Raw genomic sequence first — 25,912 nt, 5'->3', positions numbered from 1 at the left:
GCGCATCAGCGAGATCCAGCCGACCGAGAACCTCTAGATCACGTCCTGGTGGACAACGGACCAACTGTTAACTGGGTAGTTTAACGGGGCACTCCCGCGCGTCACGGAACAGCGTTATCGCGCTGAAGTTGGGCGGCCTCCTCAGTGCGGAGCTTGCGCAAGCCAACGCTGCCTCCGCGCGCGCTACTGACATGCTGCGGCAAGGCTGCTCTCCATTTCAGCGGCATGACAATCACTTGCTCCAAACGAAGGTGAGAGTGAGGCTGATTAGAACTGCTCCTTTTGCAGCCGCTCGGCCAAATATTCGACAAATAGCTGAGTCCTGGCCGGCAACACTTTGGTCGCGGGCCAAACGGCGTGTATCGGCACGGGCGGCGGCTCGAAGCGCGTAAGCAACAACTCGACATCGCCACGCTCGACTAACGACCTGACTTGCCATAAAGGCCCGACGGCAATGCCGAGACCCTGCACGGCGGCCGCGTTCGCGGTGGCAGCTCCGCTGGTTCGCACTCGACCAGTAACCTTGATGGTCTTTGTCCGTCCCTTCGCTGGAAACGGCCAATCATTGCCGAAGCGGGTTGTGGTACGGACGATGCATTGGTGATGCTTGAGATCGTCAGGACTTCGCGGCCGGCCGAACTTGGCAAGGTAACTTGGGGCGGCAAATACAACGCGACGCGAACTTGCCAGCCGCCTTGCCTTCAGGCCCGAGTCCGGCAGGTCGCCAATTCTGATCGCGAGGTCAAGTCCCTCGCCGACGAGATCGACAAAGCCATCCGACAATTCGAGCTCGATTTCAACTCCCGGATATCTTGCAAGGAATTCCGGCAACGCCGGAACGATGTGATGCGGCGCAAAGGTTGACGAGGCGGAAATGCGCAAGAGCCCGGTAGCTTCGGCGCGTCGGTTGGCGGTCTCGAGCTTGGCGGCTTCTATCTCGGAAAGCGCCGCGCTCAGCCTACGATAGAATGCAAGCCCGGCGTCGGTCGGATTCGAACGGCGCGTCGTGCGGCGGATGAGTTCAACGCCGACCTCCTGCTCCAACGCGGCCAGGGAGCGGCTCACGGATTGCAACGAGCGTCCGAGGTGACGAGCGGCGGCAGTGAGGCTCCGCTTTTCAACGATCGCCGCGAGCGCTTGGTAGTCTTCGATCCGGTTCATCGGAATTCTCCCGTTCAGTGGAAGACTATATCGCTTTTGGCAGGCATTCTCACGGCGCAATCTATCTCCTATCTACGGCGTCCCAGCTGTCCCTCCACCCCAGCCCACAACAGCTAACGTCGCCCCGAGCGCCGTGCGCGACCGGTCTTGGCTCGGTCAGTACCGTCACGTTTATTTGCAATTCGACGCCTTCGGAGCGTCCCGCTGAGAGGAAGATGCCATGACTATTGTCAAAGCTGCCGCCGTGCAGATCAGCCCTGTGCTGTACAGCCGCGAGGGGACCGTCGAGACAGTCGTGAAGAAGATCCGGGAGTTGGGCGAGAAGGGCGTGCAGTTTGCCACGTTTCCCGAGACCGTGGTTCCACACTACCCGTACTTTTCCGCCGTCCAGACCCCAATCGCGCAACTTTCCGGCGATGAGTATCTGAGGCTGCTTGATCAGTCCGTGACGGTGCCATCCGCAGCTACCGACGCGATCGGCGAGGCTGCCCGCACAGCAGGCATGGTGGTTTCGATCGGCGTCAACGAGCGCGATGGCGGCACCATCTACAACACGCAGCTCCTGTTCGACGCCGACGGCACCTTGATCCAGCGCCGCCGCAAAATCACGCCTACCCATTTCGAGCGCATGATCTGGGGCCAGGGCGACGGGTCTGGTCTCCGCGCCGTCGACAGCAAGTTCGGCCGCATCGGCCAGCTCGCATGCTTTGAGCACAACAATCCGCTGGCACGCTATGCGCTGATGGCGGACGGTGAGCAGATCCATTCGGCGATGTACCCGGGCTCCGCCTTCGGCGAGGGCTTTGCGATGAGGATGGAAATCAACGTCCGTCAACACGCCATGGAGTCGGGCGCCTTCGTCGTGAACGCAACCGCTTGGTTGGATGCCGATCAGCAGGCGCAGATCATGAAGGATACCGGTTGCGAAATCGGCCCGATCTCGGGCGGCTGCTTCACCGCGATCGTAGCGCCCGACGGCACGCTGCTGGGCGAACCGCTCCGGTCCGGCGAAGGTGAAGTCATTGCCGATCTCGATTTCAAGCTAATTGACAAGCGCAAGCAGCTCATGGACTCGCGCGGCCATTATGCCCGTCCCGAACTGCTTAGCCTGTTGATCGACCGCGCCCCGACGGCGCATGTCCATGATCGTACAGCACATCCGCTCAGCGATGCCCGGCGCGGCACCGAAATTCTGTAATCGGCCGTGCCGAAGCTCCCGCGTTACCGGGTCATCCCTTCTGCGCCGGAGGGCCAATATACCGACGAGGCACACGAGACTGGTCAGGGAGATTACGGAGGCGGTCGCGCGGGTCGGGAATGCTCCCTACAAAGACATCGCGCCGCGCGTGTGGGTCTTGGCGTCATTGCCGACCACGTAGCGCAACGTGTCCTGTTCCCGCAGCGATATCGCCGGAAGACCCGACTACTCCGTAATCTTTATGAATCCCTGTTGAACCGCCACTCGACCCCGCGTCCGTGTTCTCCGTGCTGAGATTTGGCGGTCAATTAGCCCTTTTTTGTAGGCTTCTGTAGCTGGCGCTCCGTACCTGCGTAGTCGCGGCTCGAAGCATTTGTTCTCCAAAGGCCGGCTATTCTCCAAGCCTCTGTACCTCGGCGCATTGGTACGGATTACATTTTTGTGTCCCGCTGCCGCTTCATCCTGCGACGTTTCCAACGCGGTTCGAAATCGTCTCGGGGAAGCGTTCGGACCAATGTTCGAACTCAACGCATAAATTCCGAAGGTGGAGGTTCGATCCCTGTGAGCCCAGCGAGGCAGTGCCGAGGTCGGCGAAGCTCCCCAGGACGCGCGCGAATAGGCCGGAAATCGCGGGTCTCCGGAGCTTCGATGTGCCGAACTCAAGGAGGAAATCGGGAAAAGTCTCCAGCCTGTCCGCGAATATTCCCGTTTTGCGGAGACTAACGGCGGAGGCGGGTTCGATCAGGACTGCCGCCCGACCTTGGCACTCGGTTTCGGCCCGATCTCAGGTCTCGACTGCAGGGAATCGGGAATCTTTCAACTGGACTGCCGCCCGAACCCCGCAGTGTCGCCAACCGGGCTCAGTTCTGTAGCGTTTAGATCGGACTCGCCTGTCTCCGAACCTCATCTGCAACCGGCCTCAAGGATTCCGGAGCGGCGCGACCGACCAGACTATAGCCGACGCCGTCGTCAGCCCAGGCGAAGCTTCCGACATCGCCCTGCGAATGGGACGTCATTGGCGCAGTCTGGTCCGCGCTACTCATCGGTCGAGTCAGCACGACAATCCGACTGCCGCGGTCATCATCATACATGAACATTGCAGCGGGGCCATGCGAGGTGGCGACAAGGCGCCCTCCCATCAGCCGATAGCCCGACTTGGTCAGATCCGGGACCTTGACCGGCCGATGCAGCCGGTCGGAGACCCATTGCACGAGTTGGGCAGAGTCGGACGCGCGAACCTCGACGGGTCGGACGCGGTCGGGTGCGTAGACGGCATACGAAACAGCCGCCTCCTGAGCGAGCGCAACCAATCCGTCCGGCGACGCCTGCAGCGCGCCGCGCACGGCCCAGCCGCCCAGACCGCCGATGCTCAACAGCAGCATTGCCGCCATCGCCCACCGTACCACGGAAGGCCGTCGCGCGCGTTTCTCAATGATTCGCGACAGATTGAGCTCCGGCGGCAGCGGTTCTTCGGCGATCGGCGCGAGTGCCGCGCGCAGCAGGTCCCGTTGACCGGTGAACGCGGCGAAGCGTTTGGCGACGTCCGGATGTTCGCTAAGATAGTCGGCGACTTCTGCCTGCCGCTCCGGCTCGAGGACACGATCCACATAGGCGTGGAGATCATCTTCCGTGATCGGTCGATGGCTCATTTCTCACTCCGAAGTGACACGACGTTAGTCGATGCATTGTCCGCAATCCCCTCGATCTCCTGCCGTAGTCTTTCGCGCGCCCGGGAAAGTCGCGACATCACCGTACCCAAGGGAATGTTAAGCACCTTCGCGGCATCCGCATAAGAGAGGTCCTCGACCGCGACAAGCAACAGCACGGCACGCTGGTCTTCGGGGAGTCTTGCGAGCTTGTCCAGGACATCTTGATACATCAGTTTTTGTTCCTGCGCGGCTGCCTCGCCGAAATCGTCCTGATTGGCTTCGTCGATCGGGACATGCCAGCCGCGCGTCGCCGATTTTCGAAACTGATTGATCGCCAGGTTGTGGAGGATGGTGAAGAGCCAGGCGCGAACATCGCCGTCGCGCCGCTGGTACCAGCGGCTGACGGCGCGCTCCAGGCAATCCTGCACAAGGTCGTCGGCATTCGCGCGATTGCGAACGAGGGCGCGGGCATAGCGGCGGAGCGCGGGTATCAGTGGTTCGACCTGCAGCAGCATGTCTTTCATTGCGCGCTCCGCCTGCGGCTTGCTTCAATCTAGCATTATCTGGTTTGCACCTGTACTGCCTTTCCGAACGTCGTCGCATCTCCGGGGGCAACGACCAGATAGCGCCGCTCCGAGCTTGCGGGATCCTGGACGATTTGCCGGATCTGGCCGGTCGCATTGACGATCGCCGATCCTGCCGGATTGGTCATGAAGGCCGCCAGCGGTTGCAAGGAGCCGCCTCCGTCCACGCGATCTGCCAGCGCGAGCACATATTTTTGTTTCGGCTCGAGCCCGGTGACCGACGCCTGCAACACCTGGATCAATCCCTGGTCGAACAGCGAAACGCTGGTTTGCGCCTGTCCGTCCTTGGCGTCTGTTGCCGCCAGCGCCAAGTGCGAGACCTGGCCAGCGACACCGAGAGGCTGCAGGTTCTGGCGATCGTCGGGATTCGGGGCGGCATTGGGAACATAGGCGATCGCCTGGGGCGCCTGTCCGATCGGAATGTTTGCGATCACGGTGTTAGTTGCAGTGTCGATTGCCGCAAGTGCATCGGCGTTCTCGAGTCCGACATAGATGCGCGAGCCGTCGCCTGACGGCCACACGCCGTGCGGAAGATTCCCGATCGGGATGCTTGCAACTTGCGAAAAATCGTCGGTGCGGAAGACCTTGACTTCGTTCAGGCCGCCGATTGTGACATAGGCAAACGTTCCCTTTGCCGTATGAGCAAAATTCACGTGGTTGGTAATCGGGCCCGTGTCGATGGTCTTGATCAGGTTGAAGGGCGGCTTGGCGTTGAACACCTGGGTCCTGCCGACATCCTTGAGTGTGAACCAGACCTGGCTCCCGTCCGGTGTTGCCGCGATGTTCGGACAGAACGGGCTCTCCTGCTTGACCTTTGCGATGATCTTGTGATCCGCAACGGAGACGACGTCAGTCTCCGGGTTGAAGGACGAGCAGATATAGCCGTATTTGCCATCAGGCGAGAAAATCTGCATGCCGGGACCGTTGGGCGTGATGATGCGGGTCTTCTCCATGAACGTCTTGGCGTCGAGCACGGAGATGTAATTCTCACCGCGCACGGTGACCCATACCTCGCGACCATCCGGCGTGAAGAAGGCCTCATGCGGTGAGCGGCCGACATAGGTCGTGTTCTTCACGCCATTCGTGGCGGTGTCGATGAAGGTCACGGAATTCGATCCGATCGAAACCACCGCCAGCGTCCGATGATCGGGCGAATAGCCCATCCCATGGACGAGAACCTGACCCTTGTAGAGCGGGCTGAAACTAGCCGGCTGCGGATCCCCCAACCTGATCACGCCGAGGAGCTTGTTATCGATCGGGTCGGTCACCGAAACCGTGTTCGAGAACTGCTCCGCTGCGTAAACGCGGTCGTGATGGCTGATCGGGACATCGGGTGCGGATAGCGCGCCGGGCGCCTGACCTGCCCACGTACTGCTAGAGGTCGCAAGAATCGTGCCTGCAAGGAGAAGGGTTTTCCAGATCGTCATGTTTGGCTCCTAGTTTTTCATTCCGGCGGACATGCCCATCTGCATGCCCGAATGCTGGTGATCGTGAGCAGCCGGGGCAACCTGCGGCTGGGTCGGCGCCGGGGTGGTATCGGTCGCCGGTTCACCAATCGCGAGCTTCATGGCGGCTATCTCCTGCATCTGGTCGACGATGATCTCTTGCGCGATCCGCCGGAGCTGCTCGTTCTTGCCGTAGCGCAATTCGATCACGGCCATATCGATGGCGCCCTGATGATGCGGATTCATCATCGCGACAAAGTCACGGTCGATGTCGCCGGTCGGCTTCGCCGCCATGGCGGCCATCATCTTGTCCATCGCGACTTCGTTCTCCTTGTAGAACGGTGCTTCGGCTGCAGCCGCCGGTGGCGCAGTAGGGTGGGCTTCGTGCGCAAGCACATGCGATGGAAGGGCAAACGCGACAAGAAGGCGTGCGCCAAGGATCGCCGGGCCGAGACCGCATCTAGGCAGCATGCCCGAGAGCGCCGCTACGACGGGGCGAATTGACAGCGGATACATTGTGGACTCCGTGGTAATTGCATTGAGGATGCGACGTGCTGGTGCGCTAAGTGGTGAGAGCAATCAATGCCAATCCCGGGGCCGCGCGGCTGGCGCGATACGCGCACACTCGCCAAGGCCTCCCGCTGCAGTCGCTTCACACTGATTCCGATCGATGAAAGAACAATCGTTGACACCCGTGCTGTCGTTTTGGAGACACCACGAATAGTCGTTGGTCCGCATGGCGGCGACGGCAACTGCGGTCGGCCGAAGCGCGGCCGCGTGGGCTTCATGCCCGAGGACAAATGGCAAATACGCAAGAGACAGCGCCGTCACGACGCCGCGAAATGATGGCCGATACATTGTGTGCTCCATAGTTGGTTGTGTTGGGGGATGACGTGCCGGGGTGCGTCCTATTCCGTCGGGCCGCGACTAAATTCTGGAGCAGCGGCTCGCGATCGTGAAAAATGCAATCTTTGCAAAGGCAAAGCGCCGCCTGGATGCCTGATCACAAAAGCGTTAGAATTGTCGGCGCCGGAGATAATTCCGCTTCCGATAGCTGCGCGGAACGAGCCGAGCTAAGGAGACTTCTGGTTTGGGCCCTTCGCGGACACGCCCCGTGCCGTGCTTCCAGCCCGGCGAATCGCAGAACTAACGGCCGACTGAGTCAAATTAAGTGCCTCCGCCGCCCCCGTGACACGTTGGCGTTCGGCGACCGCGACGAAGACACGAAGCTGTTCAAGTGTCATTAAAACACTACCGGGCTCAGCGCCTTAGGCTACACGAACTCTGTGTCAAGCCCGTCGCGCGTCCTATACAGAAACGCGAAACCGTACGCGAGTATCATGAAGAAAATGGAATGCGCGGCCGCGAACCAGGCGATGCCGGCAAGCGTTAGGTTTGCGCTTCCGGCAAACCCTTCGCCGGTCGCTGGCAAGACAATGAGAGCATTCATGAGCCAAACAACGGTTAGATACACCAATCCCTTGACCGTCGTGCTCCACGGCAACGCGGGCTCGAGCACAAACGCATAGAACAGGGCCATCATCAGCCCGATCAGGATATGAAAGCCAATCTGGAAAGTTTGAGTAGCAGGGGCAGGTGCACCGAAGGCCCCCCAGATGAACGCAATTCCCGATTGTTGAAGCGGCTTCGACAAACCGAGAGACAACAGACGTAGCAGGCCACCATGCGCGGTAGGAAGGTGGATGAGATCCGCGGCCTTGAGGACGATGGTGTTCAACGAGATGGCCAGTAATCCGGCCACGACTGCCGGTGTTAGCCTTTGCCAAATTGGGAGAAGTCGTCGCATCTCGTCTCACCAGTTGTCTGTTTCGAGCGCGGAGTCTTAACCAAGGGCAGCCTGCGGACTCCTGTAGCAATCCGCAGGCCCTTGATGCCGATCAGCCTTCGGCGACGTCGATGACAGCTCCGGCGAAGGCCTGCGGGGCTTCCTGAGGCAGATTGTGTCCAATGCCGCCCTTGATGGTCCGATGTTCGTACTTGCCCGAGAATTTCTTCACGTAAGCGCTGGGGTCTGGATGTGGCGCGCCGTTGGCGTCACCTTCGAGGGTGATGGTCGGCACCGTGATGACGGGAGATTCCGCAAGCCGCTTGTCCAGACCGTCGTATTGGGGCTCGCCCCGGGCAAGGCCGAGTCGCCAGCGATAATTGTGGATCGCGATCGCGACCTGATCCGGATTATCCAGGGACGCTGCGCTGCGATCGAATGTGGCGTCGTCGAAGTCCCATTTCGGCGAAGCGAGCTGCCAGATGAGCTTCGCAAAATCGTGCCGGTATTTGTCGTAGCCGGCCCGGCCGTTTTCCGTGGCAAAGTAATATTGGTACCACCATGCGAGTTCAGCCTTTGGCGGCAACGGCACCATGTTGGGGCTGCCGATCAGATAACCACTCACGGAGACCATGGCCTTGCAGCGCTCCGGCCATAGCGCCCCGATGATGTTGGCCGTCCGCGCTCCCCAATCAAATCCGGCGAGGGTCGCCTTCTCGATCTTGAGCGCGTCCATGAGAGCGACGATATCCATCGCGACCGCCGCTTGCTGGCCGTTCCGGAATGTTTCACTTGAAAGAAAGCGCGTCGTGCCATAGCCGCGCAGATAGGGTACGATTACCCGGTAGCCCGCCGATGCCAGCAAAGGTGCAACCTCGACAAAGCTGTGAATGTCGTAGGGCCAACCATGCAGAAGAATGACGGCAGGACCACCGGCAGGACCAGCTTCTGCATATCCAACATTCAGAAGGCCGGCGTCGATCTGCTTCAGTGAGCTGAACGACATGTTGGTCCCCGGTTTGATCGTGCGCACACCTGCCAGCTTTGCTTTGCTTGGTTGCGCCTCGGCAAAGCTGCTCAAGGCCAATTGGGCAGCAGCGATCGTCAGCGCTGCCGTGCCAAAAAATCGCCGGCGCGGCTGGTTGATTTCTTCGGACTTCTTGATTGTAACCATGGGTTAATCTCCTTGGTTGGTCAGACGTGGACCAGGGTTGATCGCGACATTGCCGCGTGTGCGTGGGAATACGGCCGCACGATCAATCGTTGGGGAAGCGCCCGCGCGCCGCTCAAATCGCCGATGCGCGCGGACCTTGTTGCAGCTGATATCAGGGCTTTGCGAGATGCCAGGTGCCGTTCAGAAATCCGTCGCCGGTGATGTCGCCGGCCTTCTGATCCTTGGCAAAGGTGTAGAGCGGCTTGCCCTTGTAGGCCCACTGCCTGGAACCGTCGTCGCGCGAGATGATCGTGTAGTTGTCGCCCGGCTTGTCGCCTGCTTCGGCCTTCAGCACCGGCCAGTTGGTCGCACAGGGGCCGTTGCAGGCAGACTTGCCCTCGGTGTCCTTGTCGAAGGTGTAGAGCGACATTCCCCTGGCGTCCGTCAGGATGGGCCCCTTGTCGCTGGTACCGGTCTTGGTTAGCGGGGCCGCATTCGCGGCCGAAATTGTGGCGAATGATGCCGCGACGATGAGAAGGCTGCGGATTGTAAGCTTGGTCATTTTAGCTCCATGATGCAAAGGATTGCATCGGTGGTGACGTTTGACGAAGCGTTCTATTCCGCCGGCCAAGGATATTTTGCGACCCGTTTGCTCCTAGGAGTCCGTCCAGATAGGTGCTGCGACGGGCATTTATTGGCATGTTAGCCGGCTCAGGCAGCCTTTGCGAGGGTGAACAGCTTCAGGAGGTTGTGGGCGGTGCAGATCATGGCCCACTCGGCACGCACTTTTTCGACACCCCGCAACAGGAACTGGCGGAAGCCGCGCGCCTGTTTGATCTGTCCGAAGACCGGTTCGACCACTTGCTTTCTCAATCGGTAGGGCGTTTCGAAGCCGCCATCGTCGATCTTCTTTCGCATCCGTTGGGTCAGCGGTCCGCCGATTTTTCCGTTCGCGGCTGTCGGGTGCTTGGCGCGTCCAGGCGCGACATAGCCGTCAACGCGATGTGCTTCGAGCGCTTCGAGATTGGATTCGCTGCAGTAGCCGGAGTCCGCTGAGGCCTGCTCCGGCGTGCGGCCGAGATTGTTCTCGATGGCCTCGATCAGGGGCACCAGCTGGCCCTGATCGTTGCCGCACTGCGTCAGTTCGTGCGCGACAATGATCTGGGCGCCTGCGTCGACGGCGGCCTGTGCATTATAGGCCTGAACGAAGCCATCCTTCGACTTCATGATGCGGCTTTCCGGATCGGTGAAGTTGCGTTGCGACTTGGGATCAGGCTGGTCCGATGCCGGCGCCGCCGGTTTGCCCGGCTTCTTGCGGCCTTCGGCTTGGCGCTGCTGTTCCTTTTCGGCCTCGATGCGACGCTCTTCCTCCGCGGCCAGCCTGGCGTCGGCCTCCAGCGCCGCCATCGCCTGCTGGATCTTCGCCAGCCGCTTCTCCTTGTCGCCAGCCCAATCCGGCAGCTCGTCGCCGCGTTTGTCTTTGCCGAAAGTCTCGTCCTCCTGAGCATCCGCCGCCTCAGCGGCCGCCAGCATGCGAGCGACCTCGGCTTTCAATTCCGCCTCGCGTTTCTTCATGCGCTCATAACTCATCGCTTTATGTTTCGACGCGTTCGCTTTGATCTTCGTGCCATCAAGCGCGACATGGCCGAGTTTGACCAGCCCTGCCGTCTCGCACAACTTCAGAACCTGCAGGAACAGTGCGCCGAGCGCCTTCAAATGCCGCTTGCGGAAGTCGCTGATCGTGCGAAAATCCGGCGGATCGAGCGCGACAATCATTACAAAATCATTCCGTTCGCGGCAGGCCTTCGCGATCCGCCGCGATGAATACAGCCCACTCGCATAGCCGTGCAGCACAAGCGCCACCATCATGCGCGGGTCGAACGGCGGCTGCCCGAGCCCGCTCACATAGCTGCCCGTGATCTCCTTGAGATCGAGGCTCTCCCGCACCAGTTCAACGATAAACCGCGAGACATGGCCTTTCGGCACGAAGTCCTGCACATTCGGCGGCAGAAGCAGCGTCTGATCGATATTCCAGGGGCGAAAATACTTGCTCATCGCCCAAGGTTGAATCAGACTCGCTCAGAATTGAACAGCCACTATTCGGACAGGCTCCTAGCTGCGCGCAACGGCCTACACGCCGTCGCCGTCTCTTTTGCTCACACAAACGTGAAAAACGGATCGCGCTCCCAACTGTTCGCTTTTACGAAGGAAGTGCCGGGCCCCACCGCGAGAGGGCTGGTCCATGTCGGTTGGAAATCAAGTTGGCGGGCAGATCGCCACAGCACGTATCAAGCCATTCGCTGACTACACGCGCGACGTCATGATACCGACCGAGCATTGGCAGCAAGGCCTAGAAATCTTGCCAAATAAGCAAACAGGTAATGACCGAGTGTCTTACTCGGCCTGCACCTGAACCGGCTTGCCAAGCTGCGCCGCTGACCACGGTGCGATAACCAGATAGCGGCGGGGTGCATCGGCTTCGCCTTGCACGATCTGCCGGATCGGGCCGATCGCGTTCATAATCGCCGAGCCAGCCGGATTCGTCATGAATCTGCTTAGTGACTGGAGAGCGCCGGAACCATCCGCGCGGTTCGCCAGCGCGATCACATAGGGTTGCATCGGCTGGAGCCCGGTGACGGAGGCCTCTAGTACCTGGATCAGCCCTTGATCGAACAGCGTCACGCTGGTTGGCGCTTTGGTACCGATGGCACCCGCGTTGCGTTCCGGCGGCACCATCGTGAAGTGAACCGTCTGACCGGCGATCCCCAGCGGCTGCAGGTTCGACGTTCGGGCACCTTCGGGGGCGAAGTCTGCAATGCCAGCCATATTGGTCATCGCCGCATTGCCGGTGTTGCCCGCGGGTAGGGCGTCAGGCACATAGGTCACGGCCTGCGCGGCCTGACCGATCGCCACGGTGGCAATTACTGTATTCGTCAGCGTATCGATCGCGGCCAGCCTATCGTCGTTCTCGAGCCCGACATAAACGCGGGTGCCGTCGCCCGACGGCCAAATACCATGCGGAAGGCTCCCGACTTGAATCGTCGCGACTTTGTTGAAATCGTCGGTGCGGAACACCTGAACCTCGTTGAGACCGCCAACGGTGACGTAGGCGAACTGACCACGGGCATTGCGCACGAAATTAACGTGATTGGTGATCGGACCGGTGTCGAGCGTCTTCAGTATGGAAAACGGTGGCTGCGCGTCGAAGACCTGCGTTTTGCCGGTATCCTTCAACGTGAACCAAACCTGCGCGCCATCGGGCGTTGCGGCAATGTTTGGGCAGAACGGGCTCGCTTGTGGCACCCTCCCAACGATCTTATGGTCAACGACCGTGATCACGTCAGTCTCAGGGGTAAATGACGAACACACATAGCCGTATTTCCCGTCGGGCGAGAAGATCGTCATGCTTGGGCCATTTGGAACGATGATCCGCGTCTTTTCCTCGTAGGTCATTCCGTCCAACACGCTAACGTAATTCTCGCCACGGACGGTGACCCACACTTCCTTGGCATCAGGCGTAAAGAAGGCCTCGTGCGGCGCGCGGCCGACATAGGTGGTGTGCTTGACTGCATTGGTTGCGGTATCGATGAAAGTGACGGAGTTGGAGCCAATCGATACGACGGCGATGGTGCGATGGTCAGGTGAGAAACCCATGCCGTGCACCAGCAACTGTCCTCTGTACAGTGGGCTGAAGTTCATCGGAGATGGATCGCCTAGCCTGATTAGTCCGAGCAGCTTGTTGTCGACGGGATCGGTGACAGAGACCGTGTTCGAGAACTGCTCGGCCGCGTAGACCCGGTCATGGTGGCTTACCGGAATATCGGGCGCGGAAGCTGCGCCGGGAGCCTGCCCCGCCTGAACATCTTGCATAGTTACCAGAACTGTTGCGATCAGCAACGCGGTGGTAGCTGATGTGCTTTTCATGTCACGGCTCCTCGCCTAGATGCGTCGGAAGCTGATTGAATCTCGAGTCAATCGGTGCCACCGAAGAGATCTGGTTCGACGGGGAAACCGATTTGCCGAGCGCCAGCCGCATCACAACGATCTCTTGTTGCTGGGTGACGATGATCTCTTGCGCCATGCGTTTGAGCTGCTCATTGCGACCATAGCGCAGCTCCGCCTGCGCCATCTCGATCGCTCCTTGATGGTGCGGTGTCATCAGCGCAACGAAGTCAATGTCTACGTCCCGGACGGCTGAATGCCCATGTCGATCATCATCTTCGTCATCGCGCTGACATTTTCGGCCAAGAAGGGCGCTTCATCCTTGGGGGATGAACGAAACTGCTTCGAGCAGATGGCGGCAATATAGTCGGCGAGCGATGCTGGTTGCTCAGAGCATGAACACAGCGCGGACGCGGTAGCGAGAAGAGCGGCGCCAAGCAATGCTGGCTTAGGGCGCCTCAGCGATCGCCAGAGGTGAAGCATCCGGTTTCCAGTCGGGATGGCACGCCGGAAATTCATGGCTCGACCTCCAGAAGATCACCAGTGTCCAACCTATCCCAATCTGACGGCAGTCGCCTATGAAATTGGGTCAGAGGGGCTCACATAAGCGACTGACCCGACGCTATGTTACCGTGATCGGTCATTGTGGAGAGTTAAGCCGCTTCGCCACTAGCATTACATTCGGTCTGAAGTTTCGATACTAGAGTCTTTCCGATTTAGACAGAAGCATATCCTGAGTTGCGGAGGTAGTTTGCGCATTCTTGCGGTGTGAATTGTGGGAGAAGGCTGCCAATGCGACGCCACACGCCGTCGACGGTGCGTTCTTCAGCCTTTCGGAGCAGGATTTTGAGCTTTGCGAAGACCTGCTCGATCGGATTGAGGTCGGGGCTATAGGGCGGCAAGAAGACGAGCCGTGCGCCCGCGGCGCGGATGGCGCTTCGGATAGCGAGGCCCTTGTGGGAGCCGAGATTGTCCATGACGACGATGTCGCCGGGTTGAAGTGTTGGCACCAGCAACTGCTCGACATAGGCACGGAAGCTCTCGCCGTTGATCGGCCCGTCGATGACGCATGGCGCCGCGATCCGGTCGTGCCGGAGTGCCGCGAGGAAGGTCATCGTGCGCCAATGGCCGTGCGGAACCTGAGCCCTGAGAGGGGCGCCCCGTCGCCACCAGCCATGGGTCCGGGCCATGTTGGTCTTTGCCCAGGTCTCATCGATGAAGACGAGACGGGCGGGATCGATTTTCGATTGGTGTCGTCTCCACCAGGCATGGCGGCGCGCGATGTCAGGACGATCCTGCTCGGTCGCGAACACGGTTTTTTTTGAAGCTGATGCCTTGGCGCTTGAGGAACCGCCAGAGTGTGTCGCAGGACACCACGACGTCACGGTCGCCAAGCTCAAGCGCCTTCACTAGATCGACGACAGATTGAACTGGTTCGGTTTTTTGCGACTCGCAGATCATGCCGCGAAATTTGGCATATCCGGAGCACAAGCAAAAATAGATATAAAGACCTATCGCCACCTGTCGGCAACTCCTCCACCGGAAAGAAAGCCTGGCCCTGCCGCCGCCGGCTTTCCAGGGCGGGGACCTATCTCCGCCCCGGAAAATTCGTCCCGGTGTTCGACGTGCCTAGCTCGCTGGACGACCTGTGGCTCACGAAATTTCCGGACGCGCGGCCGGACGAACCGCTGTCGGTTGAATTGCTCGCCCCGCCGGAGCACCGGATCGAACCTGACAACGTCAGGGCTCTCCTCGCCGCTACTGAACTGCGCGGAAGTTGCCGGTTGAAGTATCAGTCGATGACGAGCACCGAAGCCAGCGAGCGCGTGGTCTGCCCGCACACCGTCGTGAAGGCGTCCGGTCGCTACCATGTCCGCGCCTTCGACTTCTCCCGGAAGCGCTTCATCGACTTCTCCCTCTCACGCGTGCTGGTTTCTGATTCCCTTCCCGACCATGCGCCCCTCCCTGCCACGTTGGACGACGACTGGCACAAGACCGTCGAGGTCGAGTTCGTGCCGCATCCGAGACTGTCGCCGACCCAGCGCTCGACGATCGCTCGAGAGTACGGAATGAAGCAGGGTCTTTCGGTCATCGCGGTCCGACGGGCGATGTTGTTCTATCTGCTGGACGAAATGCGCCTGTTGAAGGCCATCAGGGGGCAGGATGCGGACTTGGCCGACGTGCCCGTCTGGGTGAAGAACTCGAAGCACATCCGCGACGCATTGGCCTCGATGGAGGGTGACAACTGACCGAATCCGCGAGGTCATGCGTCCAGACGGATGCTCCTGCCGCATGCGAGGCACGTGAACTTGGCCGCTTCCTGATGCCTTCGCCGAGGGGGTATGCGGCCCATCGGCCAACCGGAATAGGTTTCGCAGCGCCCTTCCATTTGGGTTTGATTTGGGTAAAAAGGGGGCCACCCGAGGGGCTACACCCTGGGGCTACACCGGGAATCCCGGTCGTGCAAGAAGTCCTTATTTTACGGGGCTTTCTCGAAGCCTTTTTAACGTGGCGGAGAGGGAGGGATTCCCCACCGGTCAGAACCAAGTTGCCGAAAACCCAGAAAAATGAGGCTCACGGAACTACCGGCTTTATTTCTGCGTACCACTCTTGAGCCGATCCGAGACCCCCGATATCGTCCAACGCCGCGACAGGCTCGATCTGATAACGGCCGAATGACGTGGCGTTCCGCGTTTGCGGCGCGTCGTGAAACGCCTCGAAATCGCTCGAAAAACGAGTCCTTCGGACCCTCAGGCGGTGGTACACGGCGGTGGTCACAAATCGCGACGGGACTTTTCGCGAACGCCTTGTTTTACGGGGTTTCCTGAGAAAAATGCGATGGGGGAAGGGAATCCCACTCTCTCCACCACGTTATAATGGCCTCGAGAAAGCCCCGTAAAATAAGGGTTTCTTGCACGCCCAGAGCTTCTGGTGTGGCCCCTGGGTGTAGCCCCAAGAGAACCTTCCATTCTGGCAAAACGTTAGGATTCATGCCGGTCCCGGGTCGCCTGGGTTCCGATAGCGGCGTAGGGCGCGCGCTGACGCGCAACAACACAGGGAGGAATTATATGAAGTGCATCTCTCTAATGCGGGCAGCCATCAACGCCGCGCCTCCGCGGATGAGCCCTCGGGCGTGATCGCGTAGCGATCGGCGTCCCGTTTCAGCCATCCCTCGCGCGCCATCGCTTCCGCGGTCGCGACGCGGCACAGGGCCTTGTTGCCGCCCGGATGAAACAGCCTGCCGTCGCGCGCCTCTAGGTATCCGTAGAGGCGGGCCTGGCGCAGGACCCGGCGCATTTCCGGAGATGGGACGTCCATGCGCCCCAAGCCTTCAGCGGCATCGGGTGTTCCACCGGGTGCCGGATCATTCTTCGCGGAACAGGGTTTGTTGCGGAGACTTGATCCACAGGACCACTCGTCAGTTCGGAGACCGATCATGAAGACTATTCTGGCCGCGGCGTGCGTTCTCGCACTCGCCTCGATCTCGCCGGCGGAAGCCAAGGGATGCATCAAGGGCGCCATCGTCGGCGGCATCGCCGGCCACATGGCTGGACACGGCAAGGTCGGCGCCGCGGCCGGCTGCGCGATCGGCCATCACGAAGCCAACAAGCGGAACCCGAACAACTCGAACGCCCAGGCGCCGGCGCCACAGAAGTAGGCTTGCGCGTCTTCGTGCGTTCCGCGCCAGAGCCGCGCTCCATAGGCTAGGAACCCGGACCGATGGACCGCAGTTGTCTTGCATGGCCGATGACCTCGAAACCCATGTCGCTCCCGCTGCCGTCGAGAAGGTGGTGGAAGTCTTCGAGGCCTTGAAGGACCGGGATCACGCCTCGGTGGTCCAGGCCCGCAAGGCGGCGACCGAGCACATCTTCGGCCAGGTCGCGTCCGGCCAGACCGACGAGCAGCGGCTGGTCGTCTCCGGACTATCCCATCTGAAATCGCGCGAGAGACCGCGGAAAGCGCCGAAACGATGAAGATCCGGTCCCATTCCGAGAGCCACCTCGTCGAACTGGACGACGGCTCGCGATGGCAGATCTTCCCCGGCGACCTCGACATCACCCTTAACTGGAAACCTGAGACCGAGCTCTCGGTCGTTACCGTCGACGACGAGGTGAGTTCGCATGCGCTCGTCGGCGGGGGCGGAAAGGTCCGCGTCATCCGCGAGGACGAAACCTGGCCGGTGCGGGAGGTCAAGTCCGCCCTCAAGGAGGGTTAGGTTTTCGCTATCCTCCCCTTGCCGCCGCACTTCCTGCAGGGCGCAGGATAGATTCTGCGACCGGGAGCGGGTTGCTTCACGGGAGGGAAACCGGTGCCGTTGCAGGCGTCGCATCTGATCTCGCCGGGGGCCGGCCTCTTCATGCTTCTCCCGACTGCCCATGACGCACCGGGCCCACGCGTGAAATCGGCAACGGCCCTCCGATGATCCGGGAGGCCCGGCGGTCGCGATCGGCACCCGGACCAGCTTTATAATCCTGATTATTATAATTCAGATTATAAAGCGCTCAGATCTTCGGGCACGTCGCCGAACTTCCGGATCACCGTCGCCTCGCCGAAGTCGCCGGTGGCGGGGTCGCCGGTCCGGCTGAAGGCGAGGGCGCCGATGTGCCCCGGTTTGCGCGACAGCGCCTCCGCCTTCATGACCGCGGCGGTCGGGTTGAAGCATTCGATGGCCTCGCCGGCGGCGACGCCGTCGTCCGCGGCGACGAAGGGGAGCGCGACGTAGTAGGTGACCTCGCTCATGTCAGGCCTCCATGTTGGCGCCGCGGCCATCAGCCATGCTCACAGCTTCGGCTCCGGCTGGAAATCGACCTCGTCCGTCTCGGCAACTGCCCGAAGGAGCCTGTCCTGTTGCTCCAGGTCGGCTTTGAGCTTCGCCACGTCTTCGCGCTTGGCGAGGCGCCGAGCGCCTTCCTTGCGAAACGGGAGCCGCCCATCGTCCATCCGGCGCAACACCAAGGGCGCTGCGATGCCGAGCATCTCGACTGCCTCTCCGACATCGACCTCAGCGCCCGCGGCAAATTCTTTTGGACTATTCCCGTCGCTCATCTCGATCACTCCTGCCGATCCTGCCGAGCGCCGTGACGCCCGCGCGCATAGCCACTCGACACCGCGCCCCGGAGCTCGTCGACCTGGGCCTCGAGAAAATCGTTGGCGACCAAGGGCGCCTTGACGGTCTCCCGGGCGTCGCCGCCGCAGGCCGCTGCGGCACCGGGCATAGTTCGTCCCCTATGGCCCTTACAAACCGTTGAAATCGTTAGTCCGAGATTTGACCTTCTGGCACGCCAACATGGTTAGCCGGGCAAAGTAAGCCCCCTAATCGCTGCATCCGCCGGCACCCTTAAAAATTCAGCATCTTCTATTGAAGTTATCATTTTTGATAACTACAATATGAGTTATGAAAAGGTCCGATCTATCGAAAATGCTGCTTGAGGCGGACCGCAAGTCGGTCTGGGCCTTCACGCCTGCCACGTTCGGCGCGCTTCTGGGCCGGGTAGAACCCAACTACCTCAAGCTGATGATGAAGCGGCTCACCGATCAGGGCGTCCTGATCAGAGCCGCTCGGGGCGTATACGTCAATCCCCAGGCCCGCTCCCTTCCGTCCGACATCCGCCGCGCGCTCATCCGCTTCCTGCGGCCGCGGGAGATCAGCTACGTCAGCCTGGAAAGCAAGTTGTCGGAAGCGAGCGCGATTTCGCAAATCACCACCGCGCTCACCTGCATGACCACGGGATCCCCCGGCACCTTCGAAACGCCATGGGGCATTATCGAGTTCACCCATACCGATCGCGACATCGATCTCGAAAAAGACGTCTACCGGCGGGACGACGGCACGCTTGAGGCGACCGTCTCCCGGGCCGTGCGCGATCTGCGCCGCGTCGGCAGAAACGTCGATCTCATCGATCCCGAAACGCTTGCCGACGCAATTGCCGAGGAAGAAACCCATGAGCAACAAAGCTTCCAGCCTTAAGAGTCAAATCGAGGAGTTCAGTCGGCGGCAAGGCATCGCCGGCGAGATGGATCAGAACCTCGTCAAAGAGGCGATCCACCTCCATCTCCTATCTGCCATGTCGGACGCAGGCATCCTGCGACATGCTGTCTTCCAGGGCGGTACTGCGTTGCGTCTCTGCTACGGCGGCGATCGCTACAGCGAAGACCTCGACTTCGTCTGCGGAAAGGCCGGCTCCTATTTCACCGACGTCGAATTCAAGGAGCTCATCGAAGCGGCGCTGGAAACGACCAAGAAGACGCTCAATCGCGACTTCGGCATCGCTCCCGACCGGATCTCGCTAAAGAAGCCGCCGCATCCGGATCTCGTCAAGCAGGAGCCAATCACCGTGGCCGCCTGGCAAATCATCGTCCCGATCGAAGCGACGCCGCGCGCACCGAAATCGCTTATCAAGATCGAATTCGCGAACGTTCCCGCCTATGAAACCAAGCCGATGCCGGTGCGCGCGACACCCGGCCTCGTCCAAGTCCAGGACGTGATCCTCACGGTCGAAACGCCGAACGAGATCCTCGCCGACAAGGCCGTCGCCCTTACCGCCCGGGAGGTGCTCAAATTCCGCGACGTCTGGGACGTCTGGTTTTTACAGAACAAGCTCGATGCGAAGGTTGATCGCGAGGTCGTCCAGAAGAAGTTCGCCGATTACGGTACCTCGGACATGGAGGCGAAGGCCGAGAAGCGTTTGGCGGAGCTCTCCAGCGAGGCGACCCCGAACGCCTTCCTGAGCGAGATGAAGCGGTTTCTGCCGGCAAAGCGAGTGGCTCAACTCTCGGAAACAGGCCTACAACATTCCATCCTGACGGAAAGCGGAGACCTGCTTCGACGCGCCGTGTTGCCGGTGTCTTCGTACGAATTCAGGTAGCACCTCGTCAGGGCGGGCTGAAACCGCGCGGTACAAAAACCCCCGCCGTTTCCAGCGGGGGTTTTTCGTTTTCTGACATGGGGACCTACTTTGCCCGGTAAAGGGGACAAACTTGTAGGGGACGAGCTATGCCTGTAGCTGCAGCCGCGATGGCCTGGTCGGCCACGAGGTCGAGGGCCTCGATCGGACGACTTGATGTTTCCGGAGCGGCAGACATGCCATAATGTTCCTTGTTTGTTCACGGAGAGTCAAGCGTCCGCCCGTGAGTCCGCTGGCGCAGCGCGCCCCGTTAGGGAGGAAATGCGGTCCGGACGGGGGCGCGCTGTCGGAACCGGGCCGCCTTGTTCGTCTTGAATCCGAGCCGCCCCGAACCGGAGTTTTGCGTATGGCCCCGCGTGCCAATTGGAAAGGCTTCTTGCGTCTGTCCCTCGTCACCTGTCCGGTTGCGCTCTATCCGGCCACCTCGGAGAGCGAGAAGATCTCGTTCAACCAGCTCAACCGCAAAACAGGGCACCGCATCAAGTACGCCAAGGTCGACGCCGACACCGGCGAGGAGGTGGACAACGAGGACATCGTCAAGGGGTACATGTTGGACAAGGAGACCTTCGTCGAGGTGACCAAGGAAGAGCTCGAGGAGGTCGCGCTCGAGTCCACGCGCACCATCGAGATCGACGAGTTCGTCGAAAAATCCGAGATCGACCCGCGGTATCTCATCCGCCCGTACTACCTGCGGCCGGACGGCAAGGTCGGCCACGACGCCTTCGCGGTCATCCGCGAGACCATCCGCGAGATGGACAAGGTCGCGATCGGGCGGGTGGTGCTGACTATCCAGCCACTTCCAAAGAGTCATAATCACTGTGACGGGGTACTAGTTGACCATGTTCCGGGAGATCGGCGTGGCGGCGTCTTCGAAGGCGTTGCCCAGCAGCACCGTCCGCAGATCCGCAGCCGCAAGGGGCCTGCCGGCATGACGCGCGATACGGCGGGCATCGCGGACCAGCATCATGATCTCGGCGCCGGTCGAGCCCTCAGCCAGCGCGGCGATGTCGGCGAGGGCCGCATCGTCGAGGGCTCCGTCCACATGAAAACGGAGGATGTTGAGCGCGCCGGCGAAGTCCGGCCTGACGATCTCGATGATCTTCTCCAGCCGCCCGGGACGGAGCGGCGCAGGATCCAGTGCGCCGACGTTGTTGGTAGCAGCGATGGTTATCAGCTCGCGGGATTGCGCGATTCGCAAAAGCAGGTCTGCGACGAGCCAGCACCGCGCGCGTCGGGTCGCGCTCGGAGCGGACGCTGGCGAGCAGGCGTCCGAGTTGCATCGGCCCGTCGTCGAGCAGGACCTGCAGGATGCGCATGCGGACTTCGATCGGAACGAAGACGCCGTTGTACGACCAGACCAGGCGCGCGTTGGCGTAGCGGGGCTCGCGGCGGAGGTCTTCGGCGGTGACGGTCAGCGTCTTCAGCCCGAGGTCCGCCAGCGCGATCAGCGCCAGCCCTTCGTCCTCCAGGTCCCTGATTGGCCTGGCCGGCACCACGTCGAGCACGTAGGTGCCGTCGTCGCGGTGCAGGACGACCGCGCCGAGATCTACCGGCTCGGACGCAACATGCGCCGTCGCGACATAGCGGATCGTGCGTACCTGCGGGTCCAGCGATGCCTGGATAAGCGCTTCGCGAAGCGCAGGCTGTCGCGCGGGAATCGCAGCGCCGGTCTTGGCGGAAACGAACAGGTTGGGGCGGCCGCGGGCCGCGTTTCTGTTGAGCATGAAGTATCACTCGAAACCGGAGGAAGGGCAGGGCGGCTGGCTTCGAAGTGCTGCTGATTGTCGGTATCGGTCATGACGGCCCCCTCGGTTAGATTTCGATGACGTAGTTCGGATTGAAGTTCGCGTTGTCCCAGGTCTCGCCGGCGTTCCACGGGCCGTACCCTTTGGCGTTGCTGACCAGGCGCGTGGCACCGACGGTCGTATCCACGGACTCATGGGTATGGCCGAAGATCCAAAGATCGGCGGGCCGCAGCGCGCCGCGGCCGTCGTCGGGCGCGGGCACCATCAGCCTCCTCAGATCGCTCCGGAAGGCCGGGTCGAGGGTGGGGTCGTTGCCCGATCCGCCGGGTTCGTCCGACATTTCGGGCACGGGCGCGTGATGGCTGATAATCACCAGCTTGCCCTCGCGGGCCTTGTGCATCTCGGTTTTCAGAAACGCCACGGATTTGAAATGCCGGGTGAGCGCGTGATGCGGCAGGAAGCGCTGCCGGTAGGCGGCGGTCCTGATCTTCTTGAAGTCATTCATCCGGTCGCCGGCCACCACCATCGCGCGATGCGCGTCGCCGTTGAGGGCGAAGTCAGTCCAGAGCGTGCAGCCCGAGAAGGTCACGTCGCCGATCTGGACGGACTTGTTCTCCAGCACGTGCACGTTCGTGCCGGCGGCCGCGGCCATGGCCTTCTCGAGCGTCCGCTGGATGTCGGTACCGTACGCCTCGTGATTGCCCCCGACGTAGATGACGGGCCGATCCGGCACGCGCTCCAGCAACCACTTCACGCCGCGCTCCGCCCTGGGGATCAGGTCGCCGGCGACGATCAGGACGTCGAAATTCGGACGCGCATCGCCGGACGGCAGGTCCCAGCCGCGGGTCAATTCCAGATGCACGTCGGACATGATCCAGAGGCGCACGTCAGTCCTCGCTCGTCTCGTCGGTTTCGTCGTCGAGCCGTTCGGCTCGCAGCAGCATCTCGACGAATTCATCGGGCAACTCCTCGATGCCCAGCGCGAACTGGACGTCGGTCGAGCCGCAGCGTGGACATTCGTGACGTCCCGCCTGGTAGACAAAGTCGCCTTTCTGGCCGCAGGCGGGGCAGCGAAAACGCGCCATAGCTATCCCTCCGAATTCGCGGACGGCGGCGACACCTCGGTCAAGGTGTCGGCCGTGCGGTCGTAGTGCGCGTAGTACATGTCGGCTTGGCCGTGCCACCGGCGCAGCCGGCGGACGTTCTCGAAGCCCGGCCTGTTCGGAACCCTATCGCCCGCGGCGTGCTGGTCGCAGCGCGTGGCGAACCATCCGCGATCGATGTAGCGGCCGCCTTCTGCGCCGCAGATTTCGCAGGTACAGGAGGAGCGGGCGGTCGCCAGATTGACGGCTTCGAGGATCTTGGCGGCGGTCCCGTCGGACACATCTCCAGCCCAGTCGACGCGCAGAATGCCCATCTTCTGCTTGATGCGGACGAATTCGAACGTCTCGCGGTCGCGCAGCGCGTTCTCGATCCGGCTGCAGAGCCGCTCCAGGATGTCCTGCCACCCGCGCTTGCAATGCGGGTACCCGCCGCTGCGGGGTACGGCGATGCGCCTCGACGATGCCCAAACCATTCTCTACACGCGCGGCAGCGTCGACTTCTTCCGGACCTACCCCGGTCTCTACGTTCCGAATCCGCTGCTGCTGCACGCGCAACGCCGCGATACGCCGGACTGGAATCTCCTGCTGAAGGAGACGCTGGCGCTGACGAAGATGAACTGGAACGGGACGCAGTTCGACGGCGCCCTGCCGATCACGCTGAAGGCGGCTCGGCAGGTCGGCGACATCCTCAAATACGTTCCGGACGGCACGACGCCCGATCCGCGGTATCGGTTCTACATGTGAGACGGAGCAGCCTCCATGGCACGCATCGTGACCATCCCGACTGCTGGCGTCAGCAACGCCATGGCGGCCTACACGATCGGCTTCGCCAGGCTCGAGGTCCACGACCGCGTCGAAGACGCGGTCGGCGCTGGATCCGGAACGCTGGTCTCGATCGGCAAGGTGCGCGGAATCCTGACGGCCGCGCACGTCCTCACCCACCTCCCGGACAGCGGCGCGGTCGGTATCGTCGAATACCGCGGCGAAGGCATCCACTACCGGAAGCGCACCATCGAGATGGCGAACACCACCAAAATCGTGCTTAGTGGCGATGCCTTCGGACCGGACGGTCCGGATCTCGGCCTCCTGCGGCTCGCCACCGATACCATCGGCTGGTTCGATGCCATCGGTTCGTTCTACAACCTGCTGAAGCATCGCTCCGACGCGTCGCAGTCGGCGCCATCCGACCATTCGACCGACGCGGTTGTCGGCATGATCGACGAGCGCACGAAGGACCTGCCGGCGGAGCGGAGGGGCGAGCGGAGGAAGGGATTCGAGGCACTGTTCTCGAACGGCACGGTTTCGGCCGAGCGCGAGGTAGGGGGCTACGATCTCTTCGATTTCGCGCCGACCGACTATCCGGACTTCAAGCTACCCGGCGACTATTCAGGAACCAGCGGCGGCGCGGTCTGGAGGATTTATCTCAAAATCGACGGCGAGAAGCCGGAGGTCGCGGGATCCAGGCTCTGGGGCGTACCGTACTACCAGACGAGGAAGGAGGGCGGTGGCCACGTTCTGGCCTGTCACGGCATGGCCGGCGTCTACGGCGTGCTACTCGATGCCGTCATTGCAAAATGGCCCGAAGAGACAAGCGAAAAGTGAGGACGGACTATCCGAGCGCCAGACTCGGCCTTGGAGGCGGAACGTAAATGCGCCTGAAGGATTCGTTCCGGCAAAGGAGCAATCCGATGCCGATGGGCAGTGAACTACGGAAGGCTATCCGGACGCCACGGGGGTGGGCGATATCCGTGCTGCAGCAAGCCGGCGCCATCCGCGAATGCGAAGAACACGGATGGATGCGGGACCGCACGGATCCCCACGCCAAGGAGCAAGCCCTCGAGATCGCCAGGCAGGAGCCGCCGCCGGGCCTCTCTGCCGACGCCGCCGCGGCGGAGGTTCGAGAGATTCTGGATTCCATCGGGGACACATGCCCCGAGTGCCCGCCGCAATGACGGCGGGCCAAACCCTACTTCTTGCGGGTTAGACGCTTTTCCACGCTCTTGCGGACATTCCCGACCTTCTTGACCGCCTTCTTAACCGCCGTCGCGGACTTTTCGGTCTTCTTGGATTCGTAGCGGACTTCGTAGTCCTGGTTGCCCGCCACCTTGGCCCGATCCTGCTTGCGTCCGCGCGCCGTCTTCGCCTTTTTAGCTGCCGCCATTGGCTCCTCCCGTTCACTGTGTGCCGAAGCAACGCAGCAAGGATTCTCGGGTTCCGGAACAAACCGATCCTTGCCAGTTTGAGTCGCTTATTGCGTCGTGGCGTTTCAGCGTAGGAAATCTGCCGAAATCGGCGTCAAGGCGAGGCGGTGCAGATATTCACCCGGCGCGGTCACGACTGGACGCATCGTTTCACCATGAGGCCGCGTCGGACGTCGGAGACCGCCTAGCCCGTATACATCTTCAGCAGAATTCCGGCGATCGTGCCTGAGATGACCTTGAGCCCGACATCTTCCGTGATTTTGACCAGGCGGTCTCCCCAGCGCTTCAGCTTGCCGGTGTCGGGTTCGGCCTTCTTGGCCTCTTCCTTCACAACATCGGCAATGTCGAGAACGCTGACCTTGTCTTCGGACTTCAGTGCGTTGAATTCCGGCGATGCCACCGCCTTCTCAATCTCCTGCACGAGCGACTGGTGGTTCTGATTGTAGGCCGACTGGTTGAAATTGCCTGACCCGACCTGAAGAACAGCCCCAGGACTGTTGTTCTGGACCACGCTTATGACGCCATCCTGTTTCATTTTCTCACTTCCCATCATTCCGTGTTTGAAGTCATCGAGCAGCCGGTCGCGCGTTTCGTTCATACCCGTCAGCATCCGGTCAACAATCTCGGTATAACTTCCGCCACCGAAGGTCTGGTCGTTTTGTCCAGCCCGCTGCCTGACACCCTGCATGATCCTTTCGAGCATCTGCTTGGAACAGAACGCCACTTGGTCGTAGACCTCGCCGGAATGCTCCCCAGTGACGTTATAAGCGAACTGAATAGCGTCCTTTACCTCGCGCTCCAGCACAGCCACGCCGGCTTCCCACAACTGGATAAATGTCCTGGATCCCGTCAGGGATCCGTTAGCCGCGGCGGTGCGGGTTATCCGGGCTTCTTCAGCCATGTAGTCCTGAAAGGCCTTTTGGGTGCGACCATTCAGATTTCGACCCAGATATTGCAGATCATAAGCCATGCCGCACCCCGTGAATCTGCACTGTAATAGCCCACACTCGCCGTGGTAGGAACGCCGATATTCATTCTAA

32 protein-coding genes and 3 pseudogenes are annotated in these 25,912 nt (G+C 61.2%); 11 read left to right on the top strand and 24 right to left on the bottom strand.

All coding sequences use genetic code 11. The features are described from left to right. Positions 1–267: 267 nt before the first annotated feature. Positions 268–1,161, bottom strand: coding sequence for a LysR substrate-binding domain-containing protein (locus NL528_RS37215; protein WP_309179333.1), 894 nt, complete (start codon positions 1,159–1,161; stop codon positions 268–270). Between the two features lie 220 nt (positions 1,162–1,381). On the opposite strand from NL528_RS37215, the gene NL528_RS37210 reads away from it, so the two are divergent. Further along, on the top strand, positions 1,382–2,359 hold the full coding sequence (locus NL528_RS37210) for a carbon-nitrogen hydrolase family protein (protein WP_309179332.1): 978 nt from the start codon (positions 1,382–1,384) through the stop codon (positions 2,357–2,359). 875 nt (positions 2,360–3,234) lie between these two features. Here NL528_RS37210 and NL528_RS37205 read toward each other — a convergent pair. From NL528_RS37205 to NL528_RS37150, 14 genes and pseudogenes are all read right to left on the bottom strand, one after another. Further along, positions 3,235–4,008, bottom strand: a complete 774-nt coding sequence (locus tag NL528_RS37205) for an anti-sigma factor (RefSeq protein WP_309179331.1) — start codon at positions 4,006–4,008, stop codon at positions 3,235–3,237. Next, positions 4,005–4,532, bottom strand: a complete 528-nt coding sequence (locus NL528_RS37200; RefSeq protein ID WP_309179330.1) for a sigma-70 family RNA polymerase sigma factor — start codon at positions 4,530–4,532, stop codon at positions 4,005–4,007. Before NL528_RS37200 ends, NL528_RS37205 begins: the two co-directional genes overlap by 4 nt. Positions 4,533–4,567: 35 nt before the next feature. Then, entirely contained in the window at positions 4,568–6,019 is a 1,452-nt protein-coding gene (locus NL528_RS37195; RefSeq protein ID WP_309179329.1) for a YncE family protein, read from the bottom strand. Between the two features lie 9 nt (positions 6,020–6,028). Beyond that, a complete protein-coding gene (locus tag NL528_RS37190) occupies positions 6,029–6,508 on the bottom strand; it encodes a DUF305 domain-containing protein (protein WP_375144098.1) in 480 nt (159 codons plus the stop codon). Between the two features lie 108 nt (positions 6,509–6,616). After that, the gene (locus tag NL528_RS47340) at positions 6,617–6,775 is read right to left on the bottom strand and encodes a DUF3551 domain-containing protein (RefSeq protein ID WP_375144097.1); all 159 of its coding nucleotides are present in this window, start codon (positions 6,773–6,775) and stop codon (positions 6,617–6,619) included. Between the two features lie 376 nt (positions 6,776–7,151). Further along, positions 7,152–7,281 (bottom strand): annotated as a pseudogene (locus NL528_RS47335) (LysR family transcriptional regulator); the annotation flags it as partial. 29 nt (positions 7,282–7,310) lie between these two features. Then, positions 7,311–7,844, bottom strand: a complete 534-nt coding sequence (locus tag NL528_RS37180) for a hypothetical protein (protein ID WP_309179327.1) — start codon at positions 7,842–7,844, stop codon at positions 7,311–7,313. Positions 7,845–7,935: 91 nt separating this feature from the next. Then, the gene (locus NL528_RS37175; protein ID WP_309179326.1) at positions 7,936–8,997 is read right to left on the bottom strand and encodes an alpha/beta hydrolase; all 1,062 of its coding nucleotides are present in this window, start codon (positions 8,995–8,997) and stop codon (positions 7,936–7,938) included. A 151-nt stretch (positions 8,998–9,148) separates the two neighbouring features. Next, positions 9,149–9,538, bottom strand: a complete 390-nt coding sequence (locus NL528_RS37170) for a hypothetical protein (protein ID WP_309179325.1) — start codon at positions 9,536–9,538, stop codon at positions 9,149–9,151. Positions 9,539–9,687: 149 nt separating this feature from the next. Further along, complete coding sequence (locus tag NL528_RS37165) at positions 9,688–11,031, bottom strand: IS1182 family transposase (RefSeq protein WP_074272158.1); 1,344 nt, start codon at positions 11,029–11,031, stop codon at positions 9,688–9,690. A 339-nt stretch (positions 11,032–11,370) separates the two neighbouring features. Beyond that, complete coding sequence (locus NL528_RS37160; RefSeq protein WP_375143930.1) at positions 11,371–12,900, bottom strand: YncE family protein; 1,530 nt, start codon at positions 12,898–12,900, stop codon at positions 11,371–11,373. Between the two features lies 1 nt (position 12,901). Next, positions 12,902–13,135, bottom strand: coding sequence for a DUF305 domain-containing protein (locus NL528_RS37155; protein ID WP_375143929.1), 234 nt, complete (start codon positions 13,133–13,135; stop codon positions 12,902–12,904). Between the two features lie 20 nt (positions 13,136–13,155). Further along, positions 13,156–13,437: a hypothetical protein gene (locus tag NL528_RS47330; RefSeq protein ID WP_375143928.1), complete on the bottom strand. Its 282-nt coding sequence runs from the start codon at positions 13,435–13,437 to the stop codon at positions 13,156–13,158. Positions 13,438–13,634: 197 nt separating this feature from the next. Next, a pseudogene (locus tag NL528_RS37150) lies at positions 13,635–14,316 on the bottom strand (IS630 family transposase); the annotation flags it as partial. 218 nt (positions 14,317–14,534) lie between these two features. On the opposite strand from NL528_RS37150, the gene NL528_RS37145 reads away from it, so the two are divergent. Then, positions 14,535–15,167 (top strand): WYL domain-containing protein, encoded by a 633-nt coding sequence (locus tag NL528_RS37145; protein ID WP_309179324.1) that lies wholly within the window; start codon positions 14,535–14,537, stop codon positions 15,165–15,167. 850 nt (positions 15,168–16,017) lie between these two features. On the opposite strand, the gene NL528_RS37140 is transcribed toward NL528_RS37145, so the two are convergent. Beyond that, the gene (locus NL528_RS37140; RefSeq protein WP_309179323.1) at positions 16,018–16,236 is read right to left on the bottom strand and encodes a hypothetical protein; all 219 of its coding nucleotides are present in this window, start codon (positions 16,234–16,236) and stop codon (positions 16,018–16,020) included. Between the two features lie 118 nt (positions 16,237–16,354). Here NL528_RS37140 and NL528_RS37135 point away from each other — a divergent pair, with 118 nt between their 5' ends. The 3 genes from NL528_RS37135 to NL528_RS37125 all read left to right on the top strand — a co-directional run bounded on the left by NL528_RS37135 (position 16,355) and on the right by NL528_RS37125 (position 17,134). Continuing rightward, positions 16,355–16,576: a hypothetical protein gene (locus NL528_RS37135; protein ID WP_309179322.1), complete on the top strand. Its 222-nt coding sequence runs from the start codon at positions 16,355–16,357 to the stop codon at positions 16,574–16,576. 82 nt (positions 16,577–16,658) lie between these two features. Then, on the top strand, positions 16,659–16,892 hold the full coding sequence (locus NL528_RS37130; protein ID WP_309179321.1) for a hypothetical protein: 234 nt from the start codon (positions 16,659–16,661) through the stop codon (positions 16,890–16,892). Further along, positions 16,889–17,134: a hypothetical protein gene (locus tag NL528_RS37125; protein WP_309179320.1), complete on the top strand. Its 246-nt coding sequence runs from the start codon at positions 16,889–16,891 to the stop codon at positions 17,132–17,134. Before NL528_RS37130 ends, NL528_RS37125 begins: the two co-directional genes overlap by 4 nt. A gap of 275 nt (positions 17,135–17,409) precedes the next feature. Here NL528_RS37125 and NL528_RS37120 read toward each other — a convergent pair whose 3' ends face one another. Genes NL528_RS37120 through NL528_RS37110 form a run of 3 tightly spaced genes read right to left on the bottom strand, consistent with a single transcriptional unit; the run spans position 17,410 to position 18,134 of the window. Further along, positions 17,410–17,658 (bottom strand): hypothetical protein, encoded by a 249-nt coding sequence (locus NL528_RS37120; RefSeq protein ID WP_309179319.1) that lies wholly within the window; start codon positions 17,656–17,658, stop codon positions 17,410–17,412. 39 nt (positions 17,659–17,697) lie between these two features. Next, a complete protein-coding gene (locus NL528_RS37115; RefSeq protein ID WP_309179318.1) occupies positions 17,698–17,973 on the bottom strand; it encodes a hypothetical protein in 276 nt (91 codons plus the stop codon). Further along, on the bottom strand, positions 17,970–18,134 hold the full coding sequence (locus tag NL528_RS37110) for a hypothetical protein (RefSeq protein WP_309179317.1): 165 nt from the start codon (positions 18,132–18,134) through the stop codon (positions 17,970–17,972). The genes NL528_RS37115 and NL528_RS37110 overlap by 4 nt, the downstream gene beginning before the upstream one ends. A gap of 179 nt (positions 18,135–18,313) precedes the next feature. Here NL528_RS37110 and abiEi point away from each other — a divergent pair, with 179 nt between their 5' ends. The 3 genes and pseudogenes from abiEi to NL528_RS37095 all read left to right on the top strand — a co-directional run. Next, positions 18,314–18,886: a type IV toxin-antitoxin system AbiEi family antitoxin gene (abiEi, locus tag NL528_RS37105; protein WP_309179316.1), complete on the top strand. Its 573-nt coding sequence runs from the start codon at positions 18,314–18,316 to the stop codon at positions 18,884–18,886. After that, on the top strand, positions 18,861–19,784 hold the full coding sequence (locus NL528_RS37100) for a nucleotidyl transferase AbiEii/AbiGii toxin family protein (RefSeq protein ID WP_309179315.1): 924 nt from the start codon (positions 18,861–18,863) through the stop codon (positions 19,782–19,784). Before abiEi ends, NL528_RS37100 begins: the two co-directional genes overlap by 26 nt. Before the next feature lie 385 nt (positions 19,785–20,169). Continuing rightward, positions 20,170–20,610 (top strand): annotated as a pseudogene (locus NL528_RS37095) (Ku protein); the annotation flags it as partial. Between the two features lie 1,025 nt (positions 20,611–21,635). Here NL528_RS37095 and NL528_RS37090 read toward each other — a convergent pair. Genes NL528_RS37090 through NL528_RS37080 form a run of 3 tightly spaced genes read right to left on the bottom strand, consistent with a single transcriptional unit; the run spans position 21,636 to position 23,144 of the window. Beyond that, the gene (locus NL528_RS37090) at positions 21,636–22,454 is read right to left on the bottom strand and encodes a metallophosphoesterase (RefSeq protein WP_309179314.1); all 819 of its coding nucleotides are present in this window, start codon (positions 22,452–22,454) and stop codon (positions 21,636–21,638) included. A gap of 1 nt (position 22,455) precedes the next feature. Next, the gene (locus NL528_RS37085) at positions 22,456–22,653 is read right to left on the bottom strand and encodes a hypothetical protein (protein WP_309179313.1); all 198 of its coding nucleotides are present in this window, start codon (positions 22,651–22,653) and stop codon (positions 22,456–22,458) included. Positions 22,654–22,655: 2 nt separating this feature from the next. Continuing rightward, positions 22,656–23,144: a hypothetical protein gene (locus NL528_RS37080; protein WP_309179312.1), complete on the bottom strand. Its 489-nt coding sequence runs from the start codon at positions 23,142–23,144 to the stop codon at positions 22,656–22,658. On the opposite strand from NL528_RS37080, the gene NL528_RS37075 reads away from it, so the two are divergent. From NL528_RS37075 to NL528_RS37065, 3 genes are all read left to right on the top strand, one after another. Further along, a complete protein-coding gene (locus NL528_RS37075) occupies positions 23,119–23,415 on the top strand; it encodes a hypothetical protein (RefSeq protein WP_309179311.1) in 297 nt (98 codons plus the stop codon). The genes NL528_RS37080 and NL528_RS37075 overlap by 26 nt on opposite strands. 15 nt (positions 23,416–23,430) lie before the next feature. Next, on the top strand, positions 23,431–24,273 hold the full coding sequence (locus NL528_RS37070) for a hypothetical protein (RefSeq protein ID WP_309179310.1): 843 nt from the start codon (positions 23,431–23,433) through the stop codon (positions 24,271–24,273). A gap of 86 nt (positions 24,274–24,359) precedes the next feature. Beyond that, the gene (locus tag NL528_RS37065; RefSeq protein ID WP_309179309.1) at positions 24,360–24,623 is read left to right on the top strand and encodes a hypothetical protein; all 264 of its coding nucleotides are present in this window, start codon (positions 24,360–24,362) and stop codon (positions 24,621–24,623) included. A 14-nt stretch (positions 24,624–24,637) separates the two neighbouring features. Here the strand turns inward: NL528_RS37065 and NL528_RS37060 are convergent, their stop codons facing one another. Next, positions 24,638–24,832, bottom strand: a complete 195-nt coding sequence (locus NL528_RS37060; RefSeq protein ID WP_309179308.1) for a DUF3606 domain-containing protein — start codon at positions 24,830–24,832, stop codon at positions 24,638–24,640. A gap of 224 nt (positions 24,833–25,056) precedes the next feature. After that, a complete protein-coding gene (locus tag NL528_RS37055; RefSeq protein WP_309179307.1) occupies positions 25,057–25,842 on the bottom strand; it encodes a hypothetical protein in 786 nt (261 codons plus the stop codon). Between the last annotated feature and the right edge of the window lie 70 nt (positions 25,843–25,912).

This window comes from Bradyrhizobium sp. Ash2021, assembly GCF_031202265.1.
Taxonomy (GTDB): Bacteria; Pseudomonadota; Alphaproteobacteria; order Rhizobiales; family Xanthobacteraceae; genus Bradyrhizobium.
Note: the sequence above shows the minus strand (reverse complement) of the source record. Positions and strands in the feature narration are given on the sequence as shown.